Origin of the sequence: Mesorhizobium sp. CC13, assembly GCF_039907765.1 — a bacterium.
Lineage (GTDB): Bacteria > Pseudomonadota > Alphaproteobacteria > Rhizobiales > Rhizobiaceae > Aminobacter.
This window is the reverse complement of the sequence record NZ_JARDJI010000006.1, coordinates 207,712-224,732: the sequence shown is the minus strand read 5'-3', so window position 1 is coordinate 224,732 and position 17,021 is coordinate 207,712. Positions and strand designations below refer to the sequence as shown.

General features: G+C 66.1%; 14 protein-coding genes. 3 read left to right on the top strand and 11 right to left on the bottom strand.

Features of this window, described 5'->3' with window-relative positions; all coding sequences use genetic code 11:
• Window positions 1-5: 5 nt before the first annotated feature.
• The gene (fabI, locus tag PV773_RS11645; RefSeq protein ID WP_347966490.1) at window positions 6-818 is read left to right on the top strand and encodes an enoyl-ACP reductase FabI; all 813 of its coding nucleotides are present in this window, start codon (window positions 6-8) and stop codon (window positions 816-818) included.
• Window positions 819-913: 95 nt separating this feature from the next.
• Window positions 914-2,440 carry a bifunctional diguanylate cyclase/phosphodiesterase gene (locus tag PV773_RS11640; protein ID WP_347966489.1) on the top strand — a complete coding sequence of 509 codons (1,527 nt, stop codon included), beginning with the start codon at window positions 914-916 and terminating at the stop codon, window positions 2,438-2,440.
• 6 nt (window positions 2,441-2,446) lie between these two features.
• On the opposite strand, the gene PV773_RS11635 is transcribed toward PV773_RS11640, so the two are convergent.
• The 10 genes from PV773_RS11635 to rimP form a co-directional block, all read right to left on the bottom strand.
• Window positions 2,447-3,460 carry a class I SAM-dependent methyltransferase gene (locus PV773_RS11635; protein WP_347966488.1) on the bottom strand — a complete coding sequence of 338 codons (1,014 nt, stop codon included), beginning with the start codon at window positions 3,458-3,460 and terminating at the stop codon, window positions 2,447-2,449.
• Window positions 3,461-3,631: 171 nt separating this feature from the next.
• Window positions 3,632-5,779, bottom strand: coding sequence for a polyribonucleotide nucleotidyltransferase (gene pnp, locus PV773_RS11630; protein WP_347966487.1), 2,148 nt, complete (start codon window positions 5,777-5,779; stop codon window positions 3,632-3,634).
• Window positions 5,780-6,146: 367 nt separating this feature from the next.
• On the bottom strand, window positions 6,147-6,521 hold the full coding sequence (gene rpsO, locus PV773_RS11625) for a 30S ribosomal protein S15 (protein ID WP_340037890.1): 375 nt from the start codon (window positions 6,519-6,521) through the stop codon (window positions 6,147-6,149).
• Between the two features lie 55 nt (window positions 6,522-6,576).
• Complete coding sequence (gene corA / locus PV773_RS11620) at window positions 6,577-7,671, bottom strand: magnesium/cobalt transporter CorA (RefSeq protein WP_347966486.1); 1,095 nt, start codon at window positions 7,669-7,671, stop codon at window positions 6,577-6,579.
• Window positions 7,672-7,732: 61 nt separating this feature from the next.
• On the bottom strand, window positions 7,733-8,680 hold the full coding sequence (gene truB / locus PV773_RS11615) for a tRNA pseudouridine(55) synthase TruB (RefSeq protein WP_347966485.1): 948 nt from the start codon (window positions 8,678-8,680) through the stop codon (window positions 7,733-7,735).
• 1 nt (window position 8,681) lies between these two features.
• A complete protein-coding gene (rbfA, locus tag PV773_RS11610) occupies window positions 8,682-9,089 on the bottom strand; it encodes a 30S ribosome-binding factor RbfA (protein ID WP_340037893.1) in 408 nt (135 codons plus the stop codon).
• Between the two features lie 114 nt (window positions 9,090-9,203).
• Window positions 9,204-11,831 carry a translation initiation factor IF-2 gene (gene infB / locus PV773_RS11605; protein WP_347966484.1) on the bottom strand — a complete coding sequence of 876 codons (2,628 nt, stop codon included), beginning with the start codon at window positions 11,829-11,831 and terminating at the stop codon, window positions 9,204-9,206.
• On the bottom strand, window positions 11,828-12,478 hold the full coding sequence (locus PV773_RS11600; RefSeq protein ID WP_347966528.1) for an RNA-binding protein: 651 nt from the start codon (window positions 12,476-12,478) through the stop codon (window positions 11,828-11,830). The genes infB and PV773_RS11600 overlap by 4 nt, the downstream gene beginning before the upstream one ends.
• Window positions 12,479-12,510: 32 nt before the next feature.
• A complete protein-coding gene (nusA, locus tag PV773_RS11595; protein ID WP_347966483.1) occupies window positions 12,511-14,097 on the bottom strand; it encodes a transcription termination factor NusA in 1,587 nt (528 codons plus the stop codon).
• A gap of 51 nt (window positions 14,098-14,148) precedes the next feature.
• The gene (rimP, locus tag PV773_RS11590) at window positions 14,149-14,781 is read right to left on the bottom strand and encodes a ribosome maturation factor RimP (protein ID WP_347966482.1); all 633 of its coding nucleotides are present in this window, start codon (window positions 14,779-14,781) and stop codon (window positions 14,149-14,151) included.
• 273 nt (window positions 14,782-15,054) lie between these two features.
• Between rimP and PV773_RS11585 the strand changes: the two genes are divergently transcribed.
• Window positions 15,055-15,219, top strand: coding sequence for a hypothetical protein (locus tag PV773_RS11585; protein WP_347966481.1), 165 nt, complete (start codon window positions 15,055-15,057; stop codon window positions 15,217-15,219).
• A gap of 242 nt (window positions 15,220-15,461) precedes the next feature.
• Here the strand turns inward: PV773_RS11585 and PV773_RS11580 are convergent, their stop codons facing one another.
• A complete protein-coding gene (locus PV773_RS11580) occupies window positions 15,462-17,018 on the bottom strand; it encodes a tripartite tricarboxylate transporter permease (protein ID WP_347966480.1) in 1,557 nt (518 codons plus the stop codon).
• Window positions 17,019-17,021 lie beyond the last annotated feature (3 nt).

The following is a 17,021-nucleotide window of genomic DNA, read 5'->3' as shown; positions in this document are numbered from 1 at the left end:
CCAATATGGACGGACTGATGAAGGGCAAGCGCGGGCTCATCATGGGCGTCGCGAATGACCACTCCATTGCCTGGGGCATTGCCCAGAAGCTCGCCGAGCACGGCGCCGAGCTGGCCTTCACCTATCAGGGCGAGGCCTTCGGCCGCCGCGTCAAGCCGCTGGCCGAGAAGGTCGGCGCCGAGATCCTGGTGCCCTGCGACGTCGAGGACAGCGCATCGGTGGCGGCTGCCTTCGAGACGCTGAAGGAAAAGTGGGGCGGCATCGACTTCCTGGTGCACGCCATCGGCTTCTCCGACAAGAACGAGCTCAAGGGCCTCTACGCCGACACCACGCGCGAGAACTTCGTGCGCACCATGGTGATCTCCTGCTTCTCGTTCACCGAGGTCGCCAAGCATGCGGCAGCGCTGATGAACGAGGGCGGCTCGATGATCACGCTGACCTATGCCGGCTCGGTGCGCGTCATGCCCAACTACAACGTCATGGGCGTGGCCAAGGCCGGTCTCGAGGCCAGCGTGCGCTATCTCGCCAACGACTACGGCCCGCGCGGCATCCGCATCAACGGCATCTCCGCCGGCCCGGTGCGCACGCTTGCCGGCGCCGGCATCTCGGATGCGCGCCACATGTTCTCCTACCAGCAGCGCAATTCGCCGCTGCGCCGCACCGTCACCCTCGACGAGGTCGGCGGGTCGGCGCTCTACCTGCTGTCGGACCTGTCTTCGGGCGTGACCGGCGAGATCCACTATGTCGATTCGGGCTACCACATCGTCTCGATGCCGACGCTGGACGAACTCAAGCAGATGGACGGCGGCCGCGACTGAGAAATCGGCCGTTCGCTAAAATTGTAGACATTCGCAGCAAGCGACCTTAACTCGCGAATCGGTAGAAAAACCGCGCAAGTTGGGAAACACTACGCATGCCTGCCGCCAGGAACCCCAGCCGGAGCAAGTTGTTTCGGCTCGTGACGATCGCCAGTTCGGGGCTGGGCGCCTTCGTATTATCGGTATGGGGCATGCGTTACGTGTTCGGCGGCCAGGTTGCCGGCCTGCAGGGCGAGACGGTCGCCGCCATCATCGCCGCGCTATGCGCACTGGCTGCCTCGCTCGCTGCGATGTCGTTCTTCGCCGGCGTCGACGAATCCGCCGACTACGTCTTCAACGAAACCAACTTCGACAAGCTGACCGGGCTGTTCGCCCGCACCGCCATGGTCGGCAAGATCGCCGAGGCCGCCTCGGCCACCGCGCGCACCGGCAGGCCGGTGTTCCTGATCGACGTCGACATCGACCGCTTCAAGCAGATCAACGATGCCATCGGCTATTGCAACGGCGACGCGCTGATTCGCGCCTTCACGGAACGGCTGGCGGCCGCCTTGCCACGCGACGTGGTGGTGGGACGCATCGGCGCCGGCGAGTTCGCCATCCTCTGCCCCGACAGCCAGGTCGACGGATCGCTGGAAGCCACCATCGAGCGGGTCATCGAAGACCTGATGCGGCCCTATCCGCTGCCCTCCCACGTCCAGTCGGTGAACGTCTCGATCGGCGTGGTGGCGATGCCCAAGGATGGCTACGACCCCGTCCAGCTGCTGCGCCGCTCGAACCTCGCGCTGCAGAACGCCCGTGCCAGCGGTATCGGCAGCTGGGCCGTGTTCCAGCCGGACATGGGCAAGGTCGCCGAACAGCGTCAGTGGGTGGAATCGGAGCTGCACGTCGCGCTGGAGCGCGGCGACTTCGACCTGCACTACCAGCCGCAGCTCGACCTCGCGGCGGGCCGCATCGTCGGCTACGAGGCGCTGATCCGCTGGCACCACCCCGAGCGCGGCATGATCCCCCCGTCCGATTTCATCTCCGTCGCCGAGGAGACAGGCATGATCGCGCCGATCGGCGAATGGGTGCTGCGCAAGGCCTGCATCGACTCCCGGCTGTTGCCGGACGACTGCTTCGTGGCCGTCAACATCTCGCCGGTGCAGTTCATGACCCGCGACTTCGTCGGCCTCGTCGCCAAGATCATCACCGACACGGGCATCGAGCCCAGGCGCCTGGAACTCGAGCTGACCGAATCGGCGATGATGCAGGATCGCGACCGGGCGGCGGAAATCCTCAAGCAGCTGACCGCCATGGGCATTTCGGTGGCCGTCGACGATTTCGGCACCGGCTATTCGAACCTCGCCTATCTGATCGACTTCAACTTCCACAAGCTCAAGATCGACCGCGCCTTCGTCAGCCGCATGGAGACGGACACGAATTCGGGCGCCGTGGTGTCGACCATCGTTGGGCTTTCGCGCGCGCTTGGCGTGCGCACCATCGCCGAAGGCGTGGAAACCGAGACCCAGGCGACGCTGCTGCGCGCGGCAGGCTGCCAGGTCGTGCAGGGCTATCTGTTCGGCCGCCCCGCCCCGCTGGTGCTCAACCAGGCGCCGGCTGCCCAGCCGGCGAGCCTGCACTGATCGACGTCAGCGACGCGCCGTCCAGACCCTGAAGCCGTTTTCCACCGCCAGCTCCTGATGCGAGGCAAAAGCCGCCGCCAGCACAGGCTGGTAGGGCAGATGCCGGTTGGCGACCATGAACAGCCGCCCGCCCGGCTTGAGCGCGGCTGATGCCGCGCGGATCATGCGCTGGCCGATCTCGGGATCGGCGTCGCGATCCTGGTGGAAAGGCGGGTTCATCACCACCACGTCATAGCGGCGCTCGACCGGCTCCCTGGCGAGGTCGCGCCAGAAGAAGCCCGGCTCGACCGAGCCGGCGGGAACGTTAGCCCTGGCCGCTTCCAGCGCCTCGTAGTCGGCCTCGAAGAGGTCGAGCGCCTTGAGTTCCTTCGCGCGCGCGAAAACCTCGGCCGCGACATAACCCCAGCCGGCGCAGAAGTCGGCGACGGCACCCTTGATGTCGGCCGGCAGATGCTCGACCAGGAGCCTGGAACCGGTGTCGACGCGGTCGAACGAGAACATGCCGGGCGCGGTGCGGAACCGGCCATCGACCAGGGTTTCGGGATTGTCCGCACGGAGTGCTGCCGCAGCGGCGACTGCTGCCTCGTCACGGCGGAACCAGAACGCCGCGCCGTGATATTTGGGCAGGTGGTCGACGATGTCGACGAGGCCGCCGATCCGCTTGCGCAGGCTGGCGATGCCGTCGTCCTTGCCGCCGGCGACGACGATCAGCCCGCCCTCGCCCGTGCGCTCGATGGCCTCGGCGATGCGCAGCTCGTTGAGGCCGCGATGACGGCCGGCCAGCACCAGAGCCAGTTCGTAGCCCTCGCCCTCGGCACGCTGGGTCACATGATGCCCGGCCGACTGCAGCGACAGGAAGTGGGGGCGGAATCCCTGGACAAGCTCGAGCCCGGCGTCAAAACCGTCCGGCAGCCTGAACCCCGGCTCGGCGCCGAGGAACAGCGCCCGCGACCCCTTTGCCGGCAATGCTACCGCCTCGGCCTCGAAGGGATGGAACAGGGTTTTCAGTGCGTCACGCATTTGAGTTCCTAGGCTTCCTCCTCGATGCGTTGGCTCTCGCCCCTCCCCCAACGGGAGAGGGTGGCCGAGCGAAGCGGAGGTGGGTGACGGCCATATATTGCAGACCTACCCGCAAAGCAAAACGGGCGCGACCTTACGGCCGCGCCCGCCTCATGTCGGCTGTCGAGGCAATCAGGCGGCGGTTTCTTCGCCTTCGGCCTTCTTTTCCTTGGCGATTTCCTTGCCGGTGGCCTGGTCGACGACCTTCATGGACAGGCGGACCTTGCCGCGCTCGTCGAAGCCCATCAGCTTGACCCAGACCTTGTCGCCTTCCTTGACCACATCCGAGGTCTTGGCAACGCGGTCGTTGGCAAGCTGCGAGATGTGGACCAGGCCGTCGCGCGGGCCGAAGAAGTTGACGAAGGCGCCGAAGTCGGCGGTCTTGACGACCGTGCCCTCGTAGATCTCACCGACTTCCGGCTCGGCCACGATGGTGTGGATCCACTTCTTGGCCGCCTCGATCTCCTTGGCGTTCGACGAAGCGATCTTGACCGTGCCGTCGTCCTCGATGTTGATCTTGGCGCCGGTCTTCTCGACGATCTCGCGGATGACCTTGCCGCCCGAGCCGATCACTTCGCGGATCTTGTCGGTCGGGATCTGCATGACCTCGATGCGCGGCGCGAACTCGCCCAGTTCCTTGCGGCCCTCGGAGATGGCATGGGCCATTTCGCCGAGGATGTGGATGCGGCCGTCCTTGGCCTGGTCGAGGGCGATCTTCATGATCTCCTCGGTGATGCCGCTGATCTTGATGTCCATCTGCAGCGAGGTGATGCCGCCGGCGGTGCCGGCCACCTTGAAGTCCATGTCGCCGAGGTGATCCTCGTCGCCCAGGATGTCGGAGAGGACCGCGAAGCGCTCGCCTTCCTTGATCAGGCCCATGGCGATGCCGGCAACCGGCTTCTGCAGCGGAACGCCCGCGTCCATCAGCGCCAGCGAGGTGCCGCAGACGGTGGCCATCGACGACGAGCCGTTCGACTCGGTGATCTCCGAGACGACGCGCAGCGTGTAGGGGAACTGCTCGGCGGCCGGCAGCATCGGGCGGACGGCGCGCCAGGCGAGCTTGCCGTGGCCGATCTCGCGGCGGCCGGGCGAACCCATGCGGCCGGTCTCGCCGACCGAGTAGGGCGGGAAGTTGTAGTGAAGGAGGAACTTCTCCTTGTACATGCCGGTGAGCGCGTCGACGTACTGCTCGTCCTCGCCGGTGCCCAGCGTGGCGACGACCAGCGCCTGGGTCTCGCCGCGGGTGAACAGCGCCGAACCGTGGGTGCGCGGCAGGACGCCGACTTCGGACACGATCGCGCGGACCGTCTTGAGGTCGCGGCCATCGATGCGCGAGCCGGTGTCGAGGATGTTCCAGCGCACGATCTTGGCCTGGAGTTCCTTGAACACGGTGGCGACCTGCTCGGCCGACCACTTCGGAGCCTCTTCGCCCTCGGCGGCGAAGGCAGCCTTCACCTTGGCCTTGGCGGCGTCGACGGCGGCGTAGCGGGCCTGCTTGTCGATGATCTTGTAGGCGGCGCGGAGATCGGCCTCGGCGATGGCCAGCATCTCGGTCTCGAGCTCGGAGTAGCTCGGCGCGGTGAAGTCGCGCGGGTCCTTGGCGGCCACTTCGGCCAGCCTGATGATGGCGTCGATGACCGGCTGGAAGCCGCTGTGGCCGAACATGACGGCGCCGAGCATGATGTCTTCCGGCAGCTCCTGGGCTTCCGACTCGACCATCAGAACGGCTTCGCCGGTGCCGGCGACGACGAGGTCGAGCTTCGATTCCTGCATCTCGTCGATGTGCGGGTTGAGCACGAACTCGCCGTTGATGTAACCGACGCGGGCGCCGCCGATCGGGCCCATGAAGGGCACGCCCGAAAGCGTCAGCGCGGCCGAGGTGGCGACGATCGACAGGATGTCCGGATCGTTCTCGAGGTCGTGCTGGACGACGGTGACGACGATCTGGGTGTCGTTCTTGTAGCCATCGGCGAAGAGCGGGCGGATCGGACGGTCGATGAGGCGGGAGACCAGGGTCTCCTTCTCGCTCGGACGGCCTTCACGCTTGAAGTAGCCACCCGGGATCTTGCCGGCGGCGTAGGTCTTTTCCTGGTAGTTGACGGTCAGCGGGAAGAAATCGAAGCCCGGCTTCGGCTCCTTGGCCGAAACGACCGTGGCAAGCACGATGGTCTCGCCATAGGTGGCGAGAACGGCGGCGTCGGCCTGACGCGCGATCTTGCCGGTCTCGAGGATGAGCGGACGGCCGCCCCATTCGATTTCGACTTTGTGTTGGTTGAACATGTCCTGTCCTTCGTAGCGGGAACGGCGGAAGCCGCCATGCGGCGCGCCTGGTCCCTGTTTGGCGCCAGCCCGGAAGCCTCATGGCTTCGACTGGGGGCTGTGCGCCTGGCTTCGGTTTGGCCAGCCACGGGCAAGACAACAAGAGGCTCGGCGAAGATGCTGGCCGCTCAGAAGCGGCCGACCGAACGTCCTGCAATCCTGCCCCATGACCGTCCATGGGCGGTTCGGGCGCGTCAGCGTGGCGCTCCGGAACCGTTTTCGGTGCGACCCTGCCCCTGTGGCGGGATCGGACCGATGGACCGCCGGATCGGCAGCCCGAATGCACGACCGGCGGGTTCCCTTCGCGGAGAACCCGCCGGTCAATTCATCAGCGGCGGAGACCGAGCTTGTCGATCAGCGTCTGATAACGGGCGTCGTCCTTGCGCTTGAGGTAGTCAAGCAGGCTGCGACGCTGGGAGACGAGCGCCAGAAGACCACGACGGGAGTGGTTGTCCTTCTTGTGGTCCTTGAAGTGCTCGGTCAGGTTCTTGATGCGCTCGGAGAGGATGGCAACCTGGACTTCCGGCGAACCGGTGTCGCCCTTGACGGTCGCGAATTCTGCCATCAGTTCCGACTTGCGCTCGGCAGTGATCGACATCGTGTTTTTCCTTTCGATCTTGAGGAAACGGGTCGCCCACGGCCGGGATGTCGTCCAGCTGGGGCCGGTGAACAAAGCACCCGAAAGCGCAATGTTGCGGCGCATATAGTGGAATTCGGCGGCAAAAGCCAGCTATTTTGCGAGCCGGCTTGCCAGGTGGTCAAATCCACTTGCGCAGGCGGAATATCACCAAGAGCACGATCGCCACCAAGGCCATGAAGCCGAGGGCGGCCGGATAGCCGTAGTAGGACAGCAGCTCCGGCATGTTCCAGGGCGAGGATGCCGGGTCGAAGTTCATCCCCCAGATACCGGCGAGGAAGGTCAGCGGGATGAAGATCGCCGAGACGATGGTCAGCACGCCGATGATCTCGTTGGTGCGCGCCTGCGCCAGCGACAGGTGCATCTCGATGAGGCCGATCATGGTCTCGCGCTGGGATTCGACCGTTTCGGTCAACCGGATCGAATGGTCGAGCGTGTCGTTGAAATAGACCTTGGTCTCCGGCGAGATGAAGGCGGCATCCGAGCGGATCAGCGCGGTCAGCGCGTCGCGCAGCGGCCAGATCGTGCGCTTGAGCAGGTTTGTCGCCCGGCGCAGGCCGTGCAGCTGGCTGATGTGGTGCTTCTGCGGTGCGGCCAGCAATTCGTCCTCGATGGCGTCGAGCTTGTCGCCGGTGGCGTCGACGATCGGGAAGTAGCTGTCGACGACCGCGTCGATCAGCGCGTAGGCGAGGTAGTCGGCCTTGCCGTTGCGCAGCCGGCTCGGGTTGGACGTGCGGATGCGCTGGCGCACGGGCCCGAACGGATCGCCCTCGCGCTCCTGGAAGGTGACGACGAAGTTTTCGCCGAAGAAGAAGGAGATCTGCTCGTAGCGACCAGTCTTCACGTCATCGATCATGCTGAGGATGAAGAAGGCGTAGTCGTCGAAGAAGTCGGCCTTGGGCCGCTGTCCGGTGTTGACCACGTCCTCCAGCGCCAGCGTGTGCAGGCCGAAGATCCGGCCGATCTCCTCGATGAGCCCGATATTGGCGAGGCCGACGCAATCGAGCCAGATCAGCGGCCACTGCTCGCACGCGGCCTCGACGTCGCCGAGGCTGGCCTTGTCGATGAATTCGCAGGCGCCGGGGGAAATGAGCGTGAGATTGAGAGCCGACTGGCGCGCCGACGGATCGGCAATCAGCGTCCCCGGCGAGGCACCGATCGGTACCCGCCTTGCATGTCGGGGTTCGCGCTTCAGGGTCGTATTCGCCTCGGTCATCGCGCTTCGCTCAGGGAATCACCGCCATGATCCAAGCGGAAACCGCGGCCGCAAACAAGCATCAGGCGGTGAACACGCGCTTCGGCTTGAACATGCCCTGCTCGATGGCGCCGATGGCGACCAGCCGGCCGCGCGCGGTGGCACAGGCTTCCTCGGCCTCGACGGGCGCGTCGCGGCCGCGCACGATGACCGGATTGCCGAGCCTGATCTTGTTGGCGGCCTCGTCGGTGACGGCGACCTGCGGCAGGCAGTCGAGCGCGGCCGAGGTGTCGACCACGAACTCGTCGATCGCCTGGAAGTCCCAGCGGCCCTCCTCGCCCTCCGGCTGGCCGGCGGCGCGCGCCGCTTCCAGCTCGGCGATGGTGACGAAGTCTTCGGCCGTGAAGGGCTCGACCTCGGTGCGGCGCAGCTCCGCGATGTGGCCGAAGCAGCCGAGGTCGCGGCCCATGTCGCGCGCCAGCGAGCGCACGTAGGTGCCCTTGCCGCACTCGACCTCGAAGACCGTTCGGTCGGCGCTGTTCTCGACGATGTCGAGGCGGCCGATCTCGATCTCGCGCGCCGGGATGTCGACGGTCTCGCCCTCGCGGGCGAGGTCGTAGGCGCGTTCGCCGGCGATCTTGATGGCGGAGAACTGCGGCGGCGTCTGCATGATGACGCCGGTATATTTCGGCAGCAGCGCGCGGATCTCGGCCTCGCCCGGACGATTGTCGGAGCTCCTGGTCACCGGGCCCTCGAGATCGTCTGTCGAGCGCTCCTCGCCCCAGGCGACGGTGAAGCGATAGATCTTGGCGCCGTCCATGACGTAGGGCACGGTCTTGGTGGCTTCGCCGAGCGCGATCGGCAGCATGCCCGAGGCAAGCGGGTCGAGCGTGCCGGCATGGCCGGCCTTCTCGGCGTTGAACAGCCACTTCACCTTGGACACGGCCTCGGTCGAGCCCATGCCCACCGGTTTGTCCAGCACCAGCCAGCCGGAGACGGGCCGGCCTTTCTTCTTGCCGCGACGCGACATGTCAGTCTTCCTTGTCTTCCTCGCCGTCCAGGTCGCGCGCCACTTCGGGCGAGCGCAGCAGATCGTTGATCTTGGCGAAATTGTCGTAACTGGTGTCCAGCCGGAAACGGAATTCCGGCATGTATTTCATCTGCCGGAGGGCGAATGAAACGCGGCCACGGATGAATTTGGCATGCTTGTTGAGCGCCTCGATGACAGCCGCCGGCTCCTTGGCGCCGAGCGGCGACACGAAGGCGGTGGCGATCTTGAGGTCGGGCGACATGCGCACCTCGGAGATCGAGATGACGGTCGTCTCGATCAGCGGATCGAGAATTTCGCCGCGCTGCAGCATCTCGGACAGCGCATGGCGCACCTGCTCGCCGACGCGAAGCTGGCGCTGGGAGGGGCCTGAGTTCGTAAAACGGGACATGGTCCTGCAAATCCATATGTCGCAGGAGGCGGAATGGGACCGCGCGTCCTGCTGCACGAAAACGGACGGCGGCCGAACGGCCACCGTCCAAACGGTTAGACTAATGCCAGAGGCTTACAGCCTCCGGGTCACCATCTCGACGCGGAAGCACTCGATGATGTCGCCCTGGCGGATGTCTTCGTAGTTCTGGAAGGCCATGCCGCACTCCTGGCCGACCGGCACTTCGGAGACTTCGTCCTTGAAGCGCTTGAGCGTCTTGAGCGTGCCTTCGTGGATGACCACGTTGTCGCGGATGAGGCGGACGCCCGCACCGCGTTCGACCTTGCCTTCGGTGACGCGGCAACCCGCGACCTTGCCGACCTTGGTGATGTGGAACACCTCGAGGATCTCGGCATTGCCGATGAAGGTCTCGCGGCGCTCCGGCGACAGCAGGCCGGACATCGCATCCTTGATGTCATCCACGAGGCTGTAGATGATGTTGTAGTAGCGGATCTCGACACCTGCCTGCTCGGCAGCGTGGCGCGCCTGCGCATTGGCGCGGACGTTGAAGCCGATGATCGCAGCACCCGAGGTCTCGGCGAGCGTGACGTCGCTTTCGGTGACCGCACCAGCGCCGGCATGGACGATGCGGGCACGCACCTCGTCGGTGCCGAGCTTGTCGAGCGCGGTGACGATCGCTTCGACCGAACCCTGCACATCGCCCTTGATGATCAGCGGGAACTCCTTGAGGCCCGAGGACTGCAGCTGCGACATCATCTGCTCGAGCGAGCCGCGCTGGGTGGCGTGCTTGGCGACGGCCTTGTCGCGCGCCAGGCGCTGGCGGTACTCGGTGATCTCGCGGGCGCGCGCCTCGTTGTTGACCACCGCGAAGCGGTCGCCGGCCTGCGGCGTGCCCTGCAGGCCGAGGATCTCGACCGGCATGGACGGCGGGGACTCTTCGACATGCTCGCCGCGGTCGTTGACCAGGGCGCGGACGCGGCCCCACTGATTGCCGGCGACGAGGATGTCGCCCGGCAGGAGCGTACCGGTCTGGACCAGCACGGTCGCGACAGGACCGCGGCCCTTGTCGAGCTTGGCCTCGATGACCACGCCTTCGGCCGTACGGTCGGGGTTGGACTTGAGGTCGAGCACTTCGGCCTGCAGCAGGATGGCCTCGAGCAGCTTGTCGAGACCCTTGCCGGTCTTGGCCGACACCTCGACGTCGAGCGTTTCACCGCCCATCGATTCCACGAAGACCTCGTGGCGCAGCAGGTCGGTGCGGACCTTCTGGGCATCGGCCGACGGCTTGTCCATCTTGTTGATGGCCACGATGATCGGCACACCGGCCGCCTTGGCATGGCTGATCGACTCGATGGTCTGCGGCATGACGGCGTCGTCGGCCGCGACCACCAGGATGGCGATGTCGGTCGACTGGGCGCCGCGGGCGCGCATCGCGGTGAACGCGGCGTGGCCGGGCGTGTCGATGAAGGTGATCTTCTGACCGTTCTTCTCGACCTGGTAGGCGCCGATGTGCTGGGTGATGCCGCCGGCTTCGCCGGACACGACATTGGCGTTGCGGATGGCGTCGAGCAGCGAGGTCTTGCCGTGGTCGACATGGCCCATGATGGTGACCACGGGCGGACGCGACACCAGGTCCTCGGTGCGGTCGGCGATGTCGAACAGGCCTTCCTCGATGTCGGACTCGGCGACGCGGCGGACCGTGTGGCCGAATTCGCCGGCAACCAGCTCGGCCGTATCGGCGTCGATGACGTCGCCCGGCTTCATCATCTGGCCCTGCTTCATGAAGAACTTCACGACATCCACGGCGCGCTCGGACATACGCTGAGCCAGTTCCTGGATGGTGATGGTCTCGGGAAGGATGACCTCGCGCACGATCTTCTCGCGCGGCTCCTGATGCATCGCCCGCTTGAACTTCTCCTGGCGGCGGCGCATCGCAGCCAGCGAACGCGCGCGCGCATCGCCGTCTTCCGACGAAAGCGCGGTGTTCAGCGTCAGCTTGCCGCGACGACGGTCGTCGTCGGTCTTGGTCTTGGCCGGACGGGCAACCTCGGGGGTCGCGATGCGACGGACGGGCGTTGCAGCGCCGGCACCGGCGCCTGCCCCTGCCCCACCGCCATTTCCACCGCCGGTGCGGCCGCGCGGCCGGGCAACCTCTTCCTCTTCGTCGGCGACCTTGGCCTGGACGGCCGCGGGCGCACGACGGCGAGCCTCTTCCTCGGCGCGCCGGCGGGATTCGGCTTCGGTCTTCAGACGGGCCTCTTCCTCGGCCTGGCGACGGGCCGACTCATCGCGCTCCTTGCGGCGACGCTCGTCCTCCTCGGCGCGGCGGCGCGCATCTTCCGCGGCGCGGGCGCGTTCTTCCTGTTCGCGGACGACCGAACCTTCAAGCGCGCGACGGCGAGCTTCCATCTCGCCACGCGACAGCTCGTTCAGCACCATGCCGGAGCGTTCCGGCTGGGGACGCGGCGTCTCGCGCACCACCGGCGCGACATTGACGGGCACCGCCGGCTGGGGCTTCGGCGCGACGATCGTCGGCGCGGGAGCCGGTGCCGGCACAGGCTCGTGCCTGTCGCCAGGCATGGAGAATTTGCGCTTCTTGGTCTCGACGACGACCGCCTTGGTGCGGCCGTGGGAGAAATTCTGGCGCACGGTTCCCTGCTCCGCGCCCGGGCGCTTCAGCGTCAAGGTCTTCTTCGGAGTGACGCTCAACGTCTTGTCATCGCCCGATTTGGTGTCGCTCATTCCATATCCTCTGCGGCATCATCTTCGTCGGCAATCGCCGCAATCATTGCCAGATCATCCGGGGATCCGCCCCGATATCGGTCAAGCGCAACCATGCGCTTTGCGACCGTCTTGCCCGCGTCTCCCGCGAGAACGGCAGCATGTATCACATTTGTTGCCCCCAATGCCAAACCCAATTCCGCTTCGGAAAAAAGTTTGTAGGCGGGCGTGGCAGGGCCGCCGAGATGGACGGTCGCCTTGCGGGCCTGGGTGATCTTGCGGACGCCATCCTCGGCGCCCTCGTAGGCGTGGAGCACCAGAAGCGCCTTTCCGGCGCGTACGACAGTGTCGACCTTGGCGGCGCCGAGCGCAACGAGCCCCGCCTTGCGGGCGAGCCCGAGCGCGCCGAGCGCCGATTTTGCAAGCAGTGCGTCCACCATGGCGCCCAGGTCGGCCGGAACGACGACCGGCTTCTTGAAGGCGCGGGCGAACATGCCCTTGGCCGCCGCCTTGTCGACATGTAGGCGGTCGGCCGTCACCCAGCAACCGCGGCCGGGCAACTTTCTCTTCAGGTCGGGAAAAACAGTCGAATCGGGACCGACGACGAAACGGATCAGATCATCCGTTTCGCCGCTCTGGCGCGTGACGATGCAGGTGCGATCGTTCATCTCGTCCAAAGCTATCTCCGGCCCGACCCACGTCACTCACCGGCGACGTCGGTGGCTTCCTCAGCCACTTCGTCTTCGGAAATCCAGCCAACCATGCGGCGGGCGGCGACGACCATCTGCTCGGCGTCCGCACGCGACACGCCGTAGTCGGCCAGAACGCCCGGATAGAACTTGGTCTCGCCGTCCTTGCGCTCCTTCCAGCCGACGAGATCGTCGGCGGCGTAGCCGGCGAAGTCCTCGATGCTCTTGACGCCGTCCTCGCCGAGCGCCACCAGCATCGCGGTGGTGATGCCGGGGATCTGGCGCAGCTCGTCTTCGACGCCGAGCTTCTTGCGCTTCTCGTCGTGCTCGGCCTCGATCTTCTCGAGATATTCGCGGGCGCGCTGCTGGATCTCGCTGGCGGTGTCCTCGTCGAAGCCGTCGATCGAGGAGATCTCGTCGGCGTCGACATAGGCCACTTCCTCGACGCTGGTGAAGCCTTCCGAGGCGAGCACCTGGCCGACCATCTCGTCGACGTCGAGGGCTTCCATGAACAGCGTCGAACGCTCGACGAATTCCTTCTGGCGGCGCTCGGACTCTTCCTGCTCGGTGAGGATGTCGATGTCCCAGCCGGTCAGCTGCGAGGCGAGGCGCACGTTCTGGCCGCGGCGGCCGATGGCGAGCGACAGCTGGTCGTCCGGCACCACGACCTCGATGCGCTCGGCGTCCTCGTCGAGAACGACCTTGGCGACCTCGGCCGGCTGCAGGGCGTTGACGATGAAGGAGGCGGCCGAAGGCGACCACGGGATGATGTCGATCTTTTCGCCCTGGAGCTCGCCGACGACGGCCTGGACGCGCGAGCCGCGCATACCGACGCAGGCGCCGACCGGATCGATCGAGCTGTCACGCGAAATGACGGCGATCTTGGCGCGCGACCCCGGATCGCGGGCCACCGACTTGATCTCGATGATGCCGTCATAGATTTCCGGCACTTCCATGGTGAACAGCTTCGCCATGAACTGCGGATGGGTACGCGACAGGAAGATCTGCGGGCCGCGCTGCTCGCGGCGCACGTCGTAGACGTAGGCGCGGACGCGGTCGCCGTACTTGTAGTTCTCGCGGGGGATCAGCTCGTCGCGGCGGATGATCGCCTCGCCGCGGCCGAGATCGACGATGACGTTGCCGTATTCGACGCGCTTGACCGTGCCGTTGACGATCTCGCCGATGCGGTCCTTGTATTCGTCGTACTGGCGGTCACGCTCGGCCTCGCGCACCTTCTGGACGATGACCTGCTTGGCCGACTGCGCGGCGATGCGGCCGAAATCCATCGGCGGCAGCTGCTCCGCGATGAAGTCGCCGAGCTGCGCGTCGGGATTGCGTTCGCGCGCCGAGGTCAGCGCGATCTGGGTCGCGTAGTCCTCGACCTTCTCGACCACTTCCATCAGGCGCTGCAGCTTCATCTCGCCCGTATTCGGGTTGATGTCGGCGCGGATGTTGGTTTCCTGGCCATAGCGCGAGCGTGCCGCCTTCTGGATCGCGTCGGCCATGGCGGCGATGACGATCGACTTGTCGATCGACTTCTCGCGGGCGACCGCATCGGCGATCTGCAGCAGTTCGAGCCTGTTGGCGCTTACAACCATTGTCTTTCTCCCCGAGCTTCAGGCCGGACCCGGTCCGGCTGCACGGCTCTGTCAGTCTTCCGTTTCGGTTTCTTCGTCTTCACCGGCGTCGTCGGCCTCGCCGTGGCGCTTCTTCGCTTCCTTGCGGGCCCTGTTGTCCTTGCTCAGGGCATCGCGGATCAGGTCGTCGGTCAGGATCAACCGCGCTTCGGCGATCGCCTCGAAAGGCACGCGCACGGTCGGCTCCTCGCCATAGGCGGCCTGGTCGCGCTGGATCAGGATGCCCTCTTCGTCGGCCTCGGCGATCTTGCCGCGGAAGCGCTTGCGGTCGGTGACCAGGACCGAGGTCTCCATCTTCACGAGATGGCCGATCCAGTTGGCGAAATCCGACTTGCGCACCAGCGGCCTGTCGATGCCCGGCGACGACACTTCGAGATGATACGCCTTTTCGATCGGATCATCGACATCGAGGGCGGGCGAGACGGCACGGCTCACCTCCTCGCAATCCTCGACCGTCATGGTCCCGTCTTCGCGCTCGGCCATGATCTGCAGCGTCAGGCCGTTCTGGCCCGACAGCCGCACGCGGACGAGGCGGAAGCCGATCGCCCGAAGGACGGGCTGAACGATCAGCGCGATGCGGGCGTCGATGCCGGTCTCGCGGATGATGCGGTCGTCGCCTGCCTGTTCGACTGCGTTTTCGGTCATTGGTTCTCCAAGCGGCCGGCAGGTAACAAAAAAGAGCGGGACCGGGTGGACCCACTCTTCGTCATACCGACCAAGAATTTGACGCTGATATAACCGAAGGCGCCTCGCCTTTCAAGTGCTGCGGTCCCGCAGCGTCCACCGGCGCCTGTTTAGCCGACCATTGCAGCAAACGCATGGCAAACATGCGACGCCACCTCTACCGCTTCCCTTTGCGTCACCTATATTTGTTGCGTTGCACAAGAGATGATGATGCAGCGCGAAAGGAAGACGAAGATGAACGCTCGCAAGCCCCTTGGACGCATTGGCAATCTGGTTCGCACCCTCGGCAGCGCCGTCGCCGCGGCTGCCGCCGTCGAGCGCGGCCACCGTCCGGCCAACCAGGATCTGGTCATGCTGGGCATCGACCCCCGGCATTTCGACCGCATCCGCCACTACTGATTTTTTTGGCTTCAGGGTAGAGAGCGCCCACGGGATCGGGCCCGTCCCCGCGGACGGGCTGCGGATCAGCCGTGCTGCGATGTCCTTGCACCGCAAGGGTGCGGCGTTGCAGGAGGCGCTCCGGAGCGGTGGTCCTGGCGGATTCACCGCTCTGTCGCCCTGGACATCAGCCCGCAAGGCAAGGAAAAAGCCGAAGCTCGGTCACCCGGGCGTCGGCTTTTTTCGTTTCCGGACCTTGCTTCTCAGTCCTCGCTGGCGCCGAGCTGGGCGAGCACCTTGCCCTTGCCGCGTGCCCGCAGGTAGAGCGGCAGAAGCACTGCTGTGGCCGCGAGCAGCAACAGCACGACCGCGATCGGCGAGCCGACGAGGATCGTCGGGTCGCCCTGGCTGATGGCCAGCGCGCGGCGCAGCTGCTGCTCGGCCATCGGCCCGAGGATCAGGCCCACCACCACGGGCGCGATCGGATAGTGGAAGCGGCGCAGGCCGTAGCCGAGCAGACCGAAGGCCAGAAGCATGCCGAGCTCGAACGACATGGGCCAGGTGAACAGGCCGGCGACGTTGAGCTGGTAGACGGCCGAGTTGGCGCCGATGGTGCCGAGCGTCGCAAACAGCAGGATGCCGGCATAGAGCCACGGCGTCGGGATGGTCAGAAGTCGGACCCACAGGCCGATCAGCGGCAGGTTCAGCACCAAGAGCATCAGGTTGGCGACCAGCAGCGAGGCGATCAGGCCCCAGACGAGCTGCGGGTTGGTGGCAAACAGCAGCGGACCGGGCTGCAGGCCGAACTGCTGGAAGCCGGCGAGCATGATCGCCGCCGTCGCCGTGGTCGGCAGGCCGAGCGTCAGTAGCGGCACCAGCGTGCCGGCGGCCGACGCATTGTTGGCGGCTTCCGGACCGGCGACGCCCTCGATGGCGCCGTTGCCGAACTCTTCCGGCTTCTCGGCCAGCTGCTTTTCCATCGAGTAGGACAGGAACGTGCCGATCTCGGCGCCGCCCGCCGGCATCGCGCCGATGGGGAAGCCGACGGCGGTGCCGCGCAGCCAGGGCTTCCACGAGCGCCGCCAATCCTCGCGGGTCATCCACACCGAGCCCTTGATCGCCTGGATGGTGGAATCGCCGCCCTTGCTGGCCGCGACGCTGAGCGCCTCGCCGACCGCGAACAGCGCGACCGCCAGCGTCGTCACCTCGATGCCGTCGAGCAGGTCGGGGATGCCGAAGGAAAGCCGCGCCTGGCCGGTCTGCAGGTCGATGCCGACCAGGCCGAGGGCAAGGCCGATGAACAGCGCGGTGAGGCCGCGCAGGCTCGAATCGCCGAAGGCGGCCGACACGGTCATGAAGGCCAGGATCATCAGCGCGAAATATTCGGCCGGGCCGAAGGACAGCGCCATCTTGACCACGGTGGGCGCGATGAAGGCGAGGCCTATGGTGGCGATGAGGCCGGCGACGAAGGAGCCGATGGCAGCCGTAGCCAACGCCGGGCCGCCGCGTCCGGCGCGCGCCATCTTGTTGCCTTCGAGCGCCGTGACGATCGAGGCGCTTTCGCCCGGCGTGTTGAGCAGGATCGACGTGGTCGAGCCGCCATACATGCCGCCGTAATAGATGCCGGCGAACATGATCAGCGATCCGGCCGGATCGAGCTTGTAGGTGACAGGCAGCAGCAGGGCCACGGTCAGCGCCGGGCCGATGCCGGGCAGGACGCCGACGGCGGTGCCGAGGGTCACGCCGATGAGTGCGTAAAGCAGGTTGATGGGTTCAAGCGCCGTCAAAAGACCCTGCGCCAGCAGACCGAACGTATCCATATC

Bases quoted from the DNA above. Each gene is read 5' to 3' on its own strand.
- fabI (WP_347966490.1), top strand. From the start codon at position 6: ATGGACGGACTGATGAAGGGCAAGCGCGGGCTCATCATGGGCGTCGCG.
- PV773_RS11640 (WP_347966489.1), top strand. From the start codon at position 914: ATGCCTGCCGCCAGGAACCCCAGCCGGAGCAAGTTGTTTCGGCTCGTG.
- PV773_RS11635 (WP_347966488.1), bottom strand. From the start codon at position 3,460: ATGCGTGACGCACTGAAAACCCTGTTCCATCCCTTCGAGGCCGAGGCG.
- pnp (WP_347966487.1), bottom strand. From the start codon at position 5,779: ATGTTCAACCAACACAAAGTCGAAATCGAATGGGGCGGCCGTCCGCTC.
- rpsO (WP_340037890.1), bottom strand. From the start codon at position 6,521: ATGCGCCGCAACATTGCGCTTTCGGGTGCTTTGTTCACCGGCCCCAGC.
- corA (WP_347966486.1), bottom strand. From the start codon at position 7,671: ATGACCGAGGCGAATACGACCCTGAAGCGCGAACCCCGACATGCAAGG.
- truB (WP_347966485.1), bottom strand. From the start codon at position 8,680: ATGTCGCGTCGCGGCAAGAAGAAAGGCCGGCCCGTCTCCGGCTGGCTG.
- rbfA (WP_340037893.1), bottom strand. From the start codon at position 9,089: ATGTCCCGTTTTACGAACTCAGGCCCCTCCCAGCGCCAGCTTCGCGTC.
- infB (WP_347966484.1), bottom strand. From the start codon at position 11,831: ATGAGCGACACCAAATCGGGCGATGACAAGACGTTGAGCGTCACTCCG.
- PV773_RS11600 (WP_347966528.1), bottom strand. From the start codon at position 12,478: ATGAACGATCGCACCTGCATCGTCACGCGCCAGAGCGGCGAAACGGAT.
- nusA (WP_347966483.1), bottom strand. From the start codon at position 14,097: ATGGTTGTAAGCGCCAACAGGCTCGAACTGCTGCAGATCGCCGATGCG.
- rimP (WP_347966482.1), bottom strand. From the start codon at position 14,781: ATGACCGAAAACGCAGTCGAACAGGCAGGCGACGACCGCATCATCCGC.
- PV773_RS11585 (WP_347966481.1), top strand. From the start codon at position 15,055: ATGAACGCTCGCAAGCCCCTTGGACGCATTGGCAATCTGGTTCGCACC.
- PV773_RS11580 (WP_347966480.1), bottom strand. From the start codon at position 17,018: ATGGATACGTTCGGTCTGCTGGCGCAGGGTCTTTTGACGGCGCTTGAA.